General features: G+C 71.9%; 10 protein-coding genes and 1 tRNA gene. 5 read left to right on the plus strand and 6 right to left on the minus strand.

The genetic code is table 11. The annotated features are described in order from the left end of the window. Positions 1 to 188 precede the first annotated feature (188 nt). Complete coding sequence (gene thrS, locus ACWDS7_RS42140; protein WP_306868676.1) at positions 189 to 2,162, minus strand: threonine--tRNA ligase; 1,974 nt, start codon at positions 2,160 to 2,162, stop codon at positions 189 to 191. A 69-nt stretch (positions 2,163 to 2,231) separates the two neighbouring features. Next, positions 2,232 to 2,837 carry a glycoside hydrolase family 25 protein gene (locus ACWDS7_RS42145; RefSeq protein WP_451933845.1) on the minus strand — a complete coding sequence of 202 codons (606 nt, stop codon included), beginning with the start codon at positions 2,835 to 2,837 and terminating at the stop codon, positions 2,232 to 2,234. Between the two features lie 93 nt (positions 2,838 to 2,930). On the opposite strand from ACWDS7_RS42145, the gene dapD reads away from it, so the two are divergent. Both dapD and ACWDS7_RS42155 read left to right on the plus strand, forming a co-directional pair. Next, on the plus strand, positions 2,931 to 3,908 hold the full coding sequence (gene dapD, locus ACWDS7_RS42150; RefSeq protein ID WP_451933846.1) for a 2,3,4,5-tetrahydropyridine-2,6-dicarboxylate N-succinyltransferase: 978 nt from the start codon (positions 2,931 to 2,933) through the stop codon (positions 3,906 to 3,908). Positions 3,909 to 4,033: 125 nt separating this feature from the next. Then, entirely contained in the window at positions 4,034 to 4,636 is a 603-nt protein-coding gene (locus ACWDS7_RS42155; RefSeq protein ID WP_451933847.1) for a hypothetical protein, read from the plus strand. Between the two features lie 46 nt (positions 4,637 to 4,682). Here ACWDS7_RS42155 and ACWDS7_RS42160 read toward each other — a convergent pair whose 3' ends face one another. Then, entirely contained in the window at positions 4,683 to 6,443 is a 1,761-nt protein-coding gene (locus ACWDS7_RS42160) for an acyl-CoA dehydrogenase family protein (RefSeq protein ID WP_451933848.1), read from the minus strand. Between the two features lie 76 nt (positions 6,444 to 6,519). On the opposite strand from ACWDS7_RS42160, the gene ACWDS7_RS42165 reads away from it, so the two are divergent. Beyond that, complete coding sequence (locus tag ACWDS7_RS42165; RefSeq protein WP_451933849.1) at positions 6,520 to 7,257, plus strand: PaaX family transcriptional regulator C-terminal domain-containing protein; 738 nt, start codon at positions 6,520 to 6,522, stop codon at positions 7,255 to 7,257. A 50-nt stretch (positions 7,258 to 7,307) separates the two neighbouring features. Then, positions 7,308 to 7,691, plus strand: coding sequence for a hypothetical protein (locus ACWDS7_RS42170; RefSeq protein ID WP_451933850.1), 384 nt, complete (start codon positions 7,308 to 7,310; stop codon positions 7,689 to 7,691). Here the strand turns inward: ACWDS7_RS42170 and ACWDS7_RS42175 are convergent. From ACWDS7_RS42175 to ACWDS7_RS42185, 3 genes are all read right to left on the minus strand, one after another. After that, positions 7,675 to 8,571 (minus strand): TIGR03564 family F420-dependent LLM class oxidoreductase, encoded by an 897-nt coding sequence (locus ACWDS7_RS42175; RefSeq protein WP_451933851.1) that lies wholly within the window; start codon positions 8,569 to 8,571, stop codon positions 7,675 to 7,677. The genes ACWDS7_RS42170 and ACWDS7_RS42175 overlap by 17 nt on opposite strands. A 147-nt stretch (positions 8,572 to 8,718) precedes the next feature. Beyond that, the gene (locus ACWDS7_RS42180; protein WP_451933852.1) at positions 8,719 to 9,381 is read right to left on the minus strand and encodes a potassium channel family protein; all 663 of its coding nucleotides are present in this window, start codon (positions 9,379 to 9,381) and stop codon (positions 8,719 to 8,721) included. 267 nt (positions 9,382 to 9,648) lie between these two features. Next, positions 9,649 to 9,720 (minus strand) — tRNA-Val (locus ACWDS7_RS42185). 459 nt (positions 9,721 to 10,179) lie between these two features. Here ACWDS7_RS42185 and ACWDS7_RS42190 point away from each other — a divergent pair. Further along, positions 10,180 to 10,596, plus strand: a complete 417-nt coding sequence (locus ACWDS7_RS42190; RefSeq protein ID WP_012892610.1) for an SsgA family sporulation/cell division regulator — start codon at positions 10,180 to 10,182, stop codon at positions 10,594 to 10,596. The last annotated feature ends 192 nt before the right edge of the window (positions 10,597 to 10,788 follow it).

Raw genomic sequence — 10,788 nt, forward strand, 5'->3', positions numbered from 1 at the left:
CCTGGAGCGAGCGGTCCCGGACCGCGCTCCGGGCGCCCGTCGGGTCCGGTGGCCGCCCGGCGGCCGTCCCGGGGCGCCTGCCCGGCCGGCAGAGGCGCCGAAAGAGGCCGGAACCGGAAGAGGTACGGCGGGCCACCTGTGGCGGCCCGCCGTACCATTCGCCGCGGAGCCCTGCCCGCGGCCGCGGGTCAGACCTGGACGCGGCGCTCGATCGCGTCGACGATCTCGTTGATCGCCTCGTCGACCGGCACGCCGTTCTTCTGCTCACCGTTGCGGAAGCGGAAGGAGACCGCGCCGTTGGCGATGTCTTCGTCGCCCGCCAGGAGCATGAAGGGCACCTTGGACTTCTGCGCGTTGCGGATCTTCTTCTGCATCCGGTCGTCGGAGGCGTCGACCTCGATCCGGACACCCCGCTCGCGGGCCTTCTTGGCCAGGTCCTGCAGGTAGGGCGCGTGGGCCTCGGCGATCGGGATGCCGACGACCTGCACCGGGGCGAGCCACGGAGGGAAGGCGCCGGCGTAGTGCTCGACCAGGACGCCGAAGAAGCGCTCGATCGAGCCGAACAGCGCCCGGTGGATCATGATGGGCCGCTGCCGCGAGCCGTCGGACGACTGGAACTCCAGCTCGAAGCGCTGCGGGAGGTTGAAGTCGAGCTGGATGGTCGACATCTGCCAGCTACGGCCGATGGCGTCGCGGGCCTGCACGGAGATCTTCGGCCCGTAGAACGCCGCCCCGCCCGGGTCCATGACGAGCTCCAGCTTCTCCGACTCGGCGACCTCGCGCAGCGTCTCGGTGGCCTCCTCCCAGTCCTGGTCGGTGCCGACGAACTTGACCGGGTCCTTGGTCGACAGCTCGAGGTAGAAGTCGTCGAGGCCGTAGTCGCGCAGCAGGTCGAGGACGAACCTGAGCAGCGACTTGAGCTCGTCGCGCATCTGCTCGCGGGTGCAGTAGATGTGCGCGTCGTCCTGGGTCAGGCCGCGGACGCGGGTCAGACCGTGGATGACGCCGGACTTCTCGTAGCGGTAGACGGTGCCGAACTCGAACAGCCGCAGCGGCAGCTCGCGGTAGGACCGCCCGCGCGCCCTGAAGATCAGGTTGTGCATCGGGCAGTTCATCGGCTTGAGGTAGTAGTTGGCGCCCTCGAGCTCCATGGGCGGGAACATGCCGTCGGCGTACCACTCCAGGTGGCCGGAGGTCTTGTAGAGGTTGTCCTTGGTGATGTGCGGGGTGTTGACGAAGGAGTAACCCGCCTCCTCGTGCCGGCGCCGCGAGTAGTCCTCCATGACCCGGCGGATCACGCCGCCCTTGGGGTGGAAGACCGGCAGGCCCGAACCCAGCTCGTCGGGGAAGGAGAACAGGTCGAGCTCGGCGCCCAGCTTGCGGTGGTCGCGCTTCTCGGCCTCCTCCAGCAGGTGGAGGTATTCGTCCTGGCGCTCGCGGGACTCCCAGGCGGTGCCGTAGATCCGCTGGAGCTGCGGGTTCTTCTCGCTGCCCCGCCAGTAGGCGCCACCGGAGCGCATCAGCTTGAAGGCCGGGATGGACCGGGTGGTCGGCACGTGCGGGCCGCGGCACAGGTCCTTCCAGCACAGGTCGCCGGTCTTCGGGTCGAGGTTGTCGTAGATGGTCAGCTCGGCGCCGCCGACCTCCACGTCGGACCCGTCGTCGGCGTTCGCGCCGCCCTTGAGGCCGATCAGCTCCAGCTTGTAGGGCTCGTCCGCCAGCTCCTCGCGCGCGTCCTCGTCGGAGACGGGCCTGCGGGAGAAGCGCTGCCCCTGCTTGACGATCTCGCGCATGCGCTTCTCGACGCGCTTGAGGTCGTCGGGGGTGAAGGGGTTCTTGACGTCGAAGTCGTAGTAGAAGCCGTTCTCGACGGGCGGGCCGATGCCCAGCTTGGCCTCGGGGAACAGCTCCTGGACGGCCTGGGCCATGACGTGCGCGGTGGAATGGCGCACGATCGCCCGGCCGTCGGCGCTGTCGACCGCGACCGGCTCGACCACGTCGCCCTCGGCGACGGGGGCCGCGAGGTCCTTCAGCTCGCCGTTGGCGCGGGCGGCGACCACGGAGCGGCCGTCGGCCTGCAGCGCGTCGCCGTACGTCGTGCCCTCCGCCACCACACGCTCGGCTCCGGCGAGGGTGATACGTAGTTCTGGCGCGGCGGACACGGTTGCTCCCTGAGAGACGGTGACGTTTGGTCTAGCAACCGATGCTACCGGTGTCCGTCACGGGATATCTCAGGCATCACGCCGCCGGTGATAGCCCAGCGAGGTGAGTTCGGCCCGGGTGCCCCGGAAGACGTTGCGGTCCACAGGGGTGTTGGAGTGCTGGTGGATGGTCCATCTGTTCCACGGTCCCGGCACGTCCGGCCTGCCCTGCGGGTTGTTGGGCGCGGCGATCCAGAGGGGATAGCCCTCCAGCCCGGCGCAGTTGCCGTTCAGCGCGAACGTCAGGAAGGTGTAGATCACCGGCCGCACCCCGGCCCTGGCGGTGACGGCCTGGCACCAGCGGCGGGCGAAACCGGCCACCCGGCGCGGAGGCAGGTGGTCGTTGGTCTCCAGGTCGAGCGCGACCAGGTCGCCGCGGTGCAGGCCGCCCGCCCGCCCCACGGCCGCCAGGAAGTGCGCCGCCTGCTTCTCCGGGTCATCGGCGGGGCGGGCGAAGTGGTAGGCCCCGCAGACGAGCCAGTTCTCCCGCATCCCGGTCCAGTTCCGGGCGAACCACGCGTCGCTGAAGGTGCTCCCCTCCGTCGCCTTGGCGAAGGCGAAGGAGATCCCGTTGTTGGCATGGTGGTCCCAGTCGACGGCGCCCTGCCAGTTCGACACATCGATGCCGTGCAACATGGCGGCCACGCTAATGATCCCCGCGACACGGCACACGCCCAACGCTCCCTCGGCGTGCTGCCATTGCACCGGTTTTGACTAGGCTTGGTCGGCGTGAACACAGCAGCACAGAACTCAGGCGCTCACGGTGCCGGCATCGCGACCATCACCCCCGACGGGACCGTGCTCGACACCTGGTTCCCCTCCCCCCAGCTGGGGGAGCCGTCCTCGCCGGGCACCCGGCGGCTGACCCCGGAGGAGGCCGTCGAGGCGCTCGGCTCCGCGGTCGCCGCGCTGCTCGGCCCCGACGAGGACCGCGGGGTGGAGGTGGTCGCGGTGCACACCGGGATCGCCAAGCTGTCGGAGGCGCCCGCCGACGCCCACGACGCCTACCTCCGCCTCCACCTGCTCTCGACCCGTCTGGTCCAGCCGCACGGGCTGAACCTCGACGGCCTGTTCGGCGTGCTGAGCAACGTGGTGTGGACCAACCACGGCCCGTGCCCCGTCGAGGGCTTCGAGACCGCACGGCTGCGCCTGCGCGCCCGCGGTCAGGTGACCGTCTACGGCGTGGACAAGTTCCCCCGGATGGTCGACTACGTGATGCCCTCCGGCGTCCGGATCGCCGAGGCCGACCGCGTCCGCCTCGGCGCGCACCTGGCCACCGGCACGACCGTGATGCACGAGGGCTTCGTCAACTTCAACGCCGGGACGCTCGGCGTCTCCATGGTCGAGGGCCGCATCTCGGCGGGCGTGGTCGTGGGCGACGGCTCCGACGTGGGCGGCGGCGCCTCGATCATGGGCACCCTGTCCGGCGGGGGCAAGCAGGTCATCGCCATCGGCGAGCGCTGCCTGCTGGGCGCCAACAGCGGCGTCGGCATCTCCCTCGGCGACGACTGCGTCGTGGAGGCCGGCCTCTACGTCACCGCCGGGACCAAGGTCGTCCTGCCGGACGGCCGGGTCGTCAAGGCCGCCGAGCTCTCCGGCTCCTCCGGCCTGCTGTTCCGCCGCAACTCCACCTCCGGCGCCGTCGAGGTCGTCGCCCGCAAGGGCACCGGTGTGGAGCTCAACAGCGCCCTGCACGCCAACGACTGAGCCCGCCGGGCGCCGCGCCCGCGAGCCGGGGCGCCGCCCGCCGGGCGCGGCGGCTCCCGGAGATCCCGCCTCCGGGCCGCCCGCCCGACGGTCCCGGCCGCGGACCTCGCATCGATGGGAGTGGCATGACCGGTCAGGGAGCGGCGCACGGTGAGCGGGCCGCGCGGTGGGTCACCGGGCTGTTCGCGCCCCAGGTGCTGGTCATCGTGCTGCCCCCGGTCATCGGGCTGGTGGCCGACGGCTGGGTCGGCGCCGGATGGGGGCTGGTGGCCTCGGCGCTGTGCGGCGGGATCCCGGCGGGGGTGATCCTGGCCGGGGTCCGCTCCGGGCGGCTGGACTCCCACCACCTGGTCGACCGGGCGAGCCGGACACGGCCGCTGCTGGTGGCGGTCGCGGCGGTGCTCGCCGCGCTGGTGCTGCTGGCCTCCCTCGGCGCGCCCCGGCTGCTGGTGGCCACGGTGACCGCGATGCTGGCCGCGCTCGCGCTGACGGTCCCGATCACGCTCAGGTGGAAGATCTCCTTCCACGCGGCGGTGTCGGCGGGCACCGTGGTGGTGCTCGCCCGGGTGCTGCCCGCCGTACCGGCCCTGGCGGCGGGCGCGCTGGTCGTGGCGGCGGTGTGCTGGGCCCGGGTACGGCTCAGCCACCACACGCCCGCCCAGGTCGCCGCCGGCGCCGTCGCCGGCGCCGGCTCGGCCTGGGCGACCCTGAGCGCCTTCGGCCTCTGAGCCGCAGGAGGAGACGGCGCCGGCGGGGCGGGCCGGCGGCGACCGGTCACGGCCGGTCGTCGGCGAGGGCTCCGTCCGCGAGGTCCTTGAACCGGTCGAGGTCCTCGGCGACGTGGTCGATGCCGCGCAGCGGGCCGTGGTCGGCGAGGTGGGCGCGGGCGTAGAGGCGGGCGACCAGCGCCTTGCGGTCGGTGCCGAACTCGCGGCGCTCCCAGCCGGCCTGCTCCAGCAGCAGCGCGGCGGCGTAGACGTCGGCCATGAACTGCGCCAGCGGGAAGAGCCTGGCCTCGGCGGTGACCGGGTCGAGGCCGCGCCACAGGCCCACGGCCTCCTGCAGCCGCTCGATCCGGTCCGACACCAGCTGCGCGGTGGGGTCGTCGCCGGACGGCGCGTGCCGTACGGCCTCCGTCAGCCGGTCGAAGAACGGCAGGTGCTGATCTCTTTCGACGGCCCGGCGCACGTCCAGGCAGAGGATGTTGTCACCGCCCTCCCACACCGGGTTGACCTGGGCGTCGCGCAGGATGCGGGCGACCGGCCACTGCTCGATGTAGCCGTTGCCGCCGTGCACCTCGATGGCGTCGCTGGCCGCGGTGACGCCGAGCCGGGCGGCCCTGAGCTTGATCAGGGCCGGGCCGAGGCGCAGCCTGTTGTGGAACCCGTCGAAGACCAGCGCCTGGGCCGCCTCCACCTCGACGATCAGCTCGGCCAGCTTGCGGCGCATGAGCGGCTGGTCGATGAGGGCCGCGCCGAAGGCCTCGCGGCCGCGGGCGTAGCAGAGCGACTCGACCAGCGCGCGCCGGGCGCAGCCCAGGCCCATCGTGGCGATCCCGAGCCGGGCCCCGTTGGTCAGCTCCATCATCCGGCCCAGGCCCTTGCCGTCGCCGGCGCCCCCGTCCCCGCTCCCCGGCGCCAGCAGGAACGCCTCGGCGTCGGTGAACTCGATCTCCGCCGAGGCCACCGACCTGGTGCCCAGCTTGTCCTTGAGCCTGCGGACACGGATGCCGTTGCGGCCGCCGTCACGGCGCTCGCGCAGCACGAGGAAGGGCGCCACGCCCCGGCTGCCGTCGGGGCCTCCCTCGGGCTTGGCCAGCACCACGAAGGCGGAGCCGTTGGCGTTGGAAGCGAACCACTTCAGGCCGTTCAGCCGCCAGGCGTCCCCCGCCGGGGTGGCGGTGGACTCCAGGGCGGCGAGATCGGAGCCGCCGGTGCGCTCGGTGAACATCTGCGCGGCCTCGCCGGAGAACATCCCGTCCGCGAAGATCTCCCTGACCCGTTCCTTGACGTCCTGGGGCGCGAACGCCTCGGCCATCAGCACCACCATGTCGCCGCCGGTGCCGAGCGCGCAGCCCATCCCGATGTCGGCCTGGTAGAGCAGGTAGTTCCAGGCCAGCCCCATGGTCACCGGATCGGCCCCGGCGGCCTTGGCCTCCCGGACGAACTCCGGGCGGGTGAAGGCCCCGGCGACCAGGTCCCTGCGGGCCGCCTCGAAGGACGGCGGCATGACGATCCGGCCGACCTCGTGGCCCCAGCGGTCGTATCTCTCCAGCCGGGGCGGGTTCCGGTCGGTCTCCTCGGCGTGCTCCAGGATGGGGCCGCTCATCAGCGCGCCCGCCCGTCGCAGGTGCGGCTCCGCCCATTCCAGGGCGTCGGCGCCGAGGTGGCGGCGCATCAGGAAGCGCAGCGTGGGGTCCGAACCGTACCAGTTGAGGCCGGCCGCGCCCGGGTAGCGCCCGGTGGCGTAGCGCCGGGCCTTGTCCGGGCCGCCGAAGGGCAGCCGGTCGACCGGCTCGATGAGGTAGGAAGCCATGCCTGGACATTACGCTTCCAAGACACATGATGGAAGGATGTAATATCCGGGCGGATGAGTAAGCTCGGCGGTTGGCATGACGTACGAAGACGACCTGCTCGGGCTCCGGCCGATGACCGCGCGTTCGGTCATCCTCAGCACGCTGCTGGGCACCCATCCCCCGCGGCTGAGGGCCGGCCACCTGGTGCGGGTGGGCGCCCTGTTCGGCATCCCCGAGGGCACGGTCCGGGTCGCGCTGTCGCGGATGGTCGCCGCGGGCGACATCGCGCAGCGGGAGGGCCACTACGAGCTCAGCGAGCGCCTGCGCCTGCGGCAGGCCCGCCAGGACGAGAGCCGCTCGCCCGGCACCCGCCGCTGGGACGGCGGCTGGGAGGTCGCGATCGTCACCGCCGAGCGGCGGCCCGCCGCCGAGCGGGCCGCGCTCCGGGAGGCCATGGCGGCGCTGCGCCTGGCCGAGATCCGCGAGGGCGTGTGGATGCGGCCGGACAACCTGCGCAGGGCCCGGCCCCCCGTCGTCGCCGGGCAGTGCGCCTTCCTGCGAGCGGTCCCGGAGGAGGACCCCGCCGCGCTGGCGGGATCCCTGTGGGATCTCCCCGGCTGGGCCCGGCACGCGCGGGCGCTGCAGGGGGCCTTTGACGCGGCGACCACCGTCGCCGACCGGTTCGTCCTGGCCGCCGCCGCCCTGCGCCACCTGCTGGCCGACCCGCTGCTGCCGGCCGGGCTGCTGCCCGGCGACTGGCCCGGCGACGGGCTCAGGCGCCGCTACGACCTGTTCGAGACCGAGTTCGGGAGCCTCGTCCGCGACCATCTGTAGATCGCGCCCGGTGGATCACGGCCGGCCGCGGATGGAGCATGATTGCCGTCATGCCGGAAAACGAGAACTCGCTGTGGTCCATCGGGTCGACGGGCTCGATCCTGTCCATCGGGTCGACTGGATCGATCCTGTCCATCGGCTCCGCCGGCTCGATCCTGTCCGTCGGATCCCTCGGCTCCGCGGGCTCGGTGCTGTCGGTCGGATCCATCGGCTCGGCCGCCTCGGCCCTGTCCATCGGCTCGGTGCTGTCGGTCGGGTCCATCGGCTCGGCCGTCTCGGCCTTCTCCCTCGGCTCCGGGGGCTCGGTGCTGTCGGCCGGCCCGGTCCTGTGGGCGCTCGCCCGCTGGGCCCTCATGTCCCGTCGGCCGGGTGGGCCCGCCCCGGCGGCGGGCGGGGCGGGTCCCGCCCGGGCGGGTTCTACCGCAGGGTCCTGAGGAACTCCCTGGTCCGGCGGTCCGAGGCGTACTCGGCGGCCACGAAGTCGGTGACCCCGGCCTTGGCGAGCGACTCGATCTGGGCGGAGACCGCGTCCTCGTCTCCGACGACCGCCACGTCGGCCGGGCTCTCGGCGCCCTCCCTGTCGAGCATCGCCCGGTAGGACGGCAGCCGGCCGTAGACCTCGAAGACCTCGGCGGCCCGCGCCCTGGCGGCCTCGACGTCGTCGGTGACGCAGACCGGGAGCGCGCAGACGATCCTCGGCGCGGGCCGCCCGGCGGCGCGGGCGGCCTCGGTGACGGCGGGCGCCACGTGCTCGGCCACGGTCTTGGGACCGGTCATCCACAGCACGGTGCCGTCGGCCAGTTCCCCGGCCAGCTTGAGCATGCGCGGGCCCAGCGCGGCCACGAGCACGGGCATGTCCCCGGCGCCCGGCGTGGTCAGCCCGAGCCGCGCCTTGAGGGTCTCGCCTTCGAAGGCCACCTGCTCCCCGCGCACCAGCGGCACCAGGACGGACAGGTATTCGCGCATGTGCCGGGCGGGCCTGTCGAAGCCGTAGCCGTACATGCCCTCGATGACGATCTGGTGCGACAGGCCGACGCCGAGCGCGAGCCGCCCGTCCAGGGCGGCGTTGGCCGTGAGCGCCTGCTGGGCGAGGGCGGCCGGGTGACGCGGGTAGGTGGGGACGACGGCGGTGCCGAGTTCGATCCCCGGCACCTGGCTGCCGGCCACGGCGAGCGCGGTCAGCGCGTCCAGGCCGAAGACGTTGGACATCCAGGCGGAGGAGAAGCCGTCGTCGGCCGCGCGGGCGATCCGCCCCCGCAGCCTGCCCAGTACGTCCGTGCCCTCGGGTTCGTTGAGCAACAGTCCGATCCGCATCGTTACCGAACTCCATTCTGGTCGTTGTGGCCAGTCTAGGCACGGGCGGCGGGATCACATCGGAGCCGTGGGGTGTCGGCGGCGGGCGAGGGCGGTGTCCCAGGTGGCGGCCGGCGTGACGGGCGCGGGGGAAGGCGGCCCCGCCGGTCACGGCAGCTCGGTGAAGCGCTCCACCTCTTCGACCCGGCCCGCGATGATGATCACGTCCCCGTAGCCCAGGACGGTGTCGGCCGCGGCGTAGGTGAACTCGTCGTGCTGGCCCTTGACGCAGACCACGGTCACCCCGTATTTGCGGCGCAGCCCGGAGTGGGCGAGGGGGACGCCGACGAACTCCCTGGGGGGCCGGGTCTTGACCAGCGCGTAGTCGCCGTCCACCCCCATGTAGTCGAGCATCCGGCCGTTCAGCAGGCGGGCCAGCCGTTCTCCCATGTCGTGCTCGGGAAGGATCACGTGATGGGCGCCGACCCGCTCCAGGATGCGTCCGTGGTCACGGCTGACCGCCTTGGCCCAGACGTCCTCGATCTCCAGCTCGGCCAGCAGGGACGTGGTGAGGATGCTGGATTCGAGGTCGGTGCCGATGGCGACCACCGCCCGGTAGAAGTCGGGCACGCCGAGCTGGCGCAGGGCCTCGATGTCGGTGGAGTCGGCGGCGACGACGTGGGCGAGCCTGCCCGCCATGCTCTGCACCACCTTGGGCCGGCTGTCGATGGCCAGCACCTCGGTCCCCCGGCGGGCGAGCTCCACGGCGAGCGAGCTGCCGAACCTGCCGAGCCCGATCACCACCACGGGATCGTTCCCTCTGCCGGCCAACGGTCGTCTTCCCCCCGGGAGTCCGTAGCTGAAGAAGGACACGCTAACGCAAAAGCACACCAAAGCACGGCCGAACGATGACTCCAGAACGGCGGCCGGCCGGTCCGGCCCCGCGGGGGGCGGGACGTGCGGACGGCGGGACAGGCCACGCCGCCGCCGGACGGTTTCCGTGATCATTGTCCGGGAACGGGAACCGGCCGGGCCCGGACAGCGGAAAGCCCCCCGGTTGATGTCAACCGGGGGGCTCCTGCCTGCGTCTACCTTCTGTGGGCGATACTGGGATCGAACCAGTGACCTCTTCGGTGTGAACGAAGCGCTCTCCCGCTGAGCTAATCGCCCGCCCTGTCCGGCTCCTCGCGGTGCCGACGTGGAAAACCATACCGCAATCCGGGACCGCTCGCGAAGCGACGGCGGCGACAGAGATGATCATGGGGTGCGACACGGTCATGGACCAAAGGTCTGGGGATACGTCCGGCGGGGGGCTACGGTGTCATAGCATCATCCTGATCCGCAGAAGCACCGAACGACCCGAGCTGGACCTCTATCGCCCGAGACGCCCCTACAGGGGAGTCGACGGTGACCAAAACGATACGCAAAACCCTTGCAAATACGGCCCTGTTGGCGATGTTTGGCCAGGTAGATGCCCAAATGTCGCGCTGTGATGTGTGTTACAGAAGGGCCTGGAGGCGGAATCTTTCCTACAGGTTTCTTTGTTCCGCGTCATAGCTCGGGACACAGTCCGTCTGAGCAGTGAAAGCCCCGAAGAGGGGACCGACGACGAAAAAGGTTTGGCTGACGATGAACAGCGCCACCGTCTCTGCCGAGCTTGGCCTTCGGCTTGTGGTCCCCGACCGTACCACCGTCCCCCTGCTCGCCGGACTCAGCTACACGGCCGATGATCCCTACGCGATCAGAATGGCATTCCATGTGGGGAACGACGAACCGGTCGAGTGGATCTTTGCCCGCGAACTGCTGACAGTCGGCATCGTGCGGCGTGTCGGCGACGGAGACGTCCAGGTGTGGCCCGCGCGCGCCGACGGCGAGCGCACCCTGCACATCAGTCTCACGTCACCGTTCGGACAGGCCCTGTTCGAGGTGCCGCTGGCTCCGCTGACGGAGTTCCTGCACCGCACCTACGAGCTGGTGCCGGCCGGTCGCGAGACCGACTTCATGGATCTCGACGCCGAGCTCAGCAACATGCTCTGGAGCTCCTGACCCCCGCGCGGGCGCCCCGGCGCCCGCCCGTCCGCTCCGGACGCGCCCTCGTCCTCACCTCGGGGACCACAGGGCCGTCCCTGAGCACTCACCCCGAGAGCCCGCCGAGGGCGTCGCCGCCGGCCTTGCCCGCCGCGCGGAACACCGCTTCGAAGATCCCGCCGACCTGCACGACCACCTGGCCGAGCTGCT

Source organism: Streptosporangium sp. NPDC003464 (assembly GCF_053588315.1).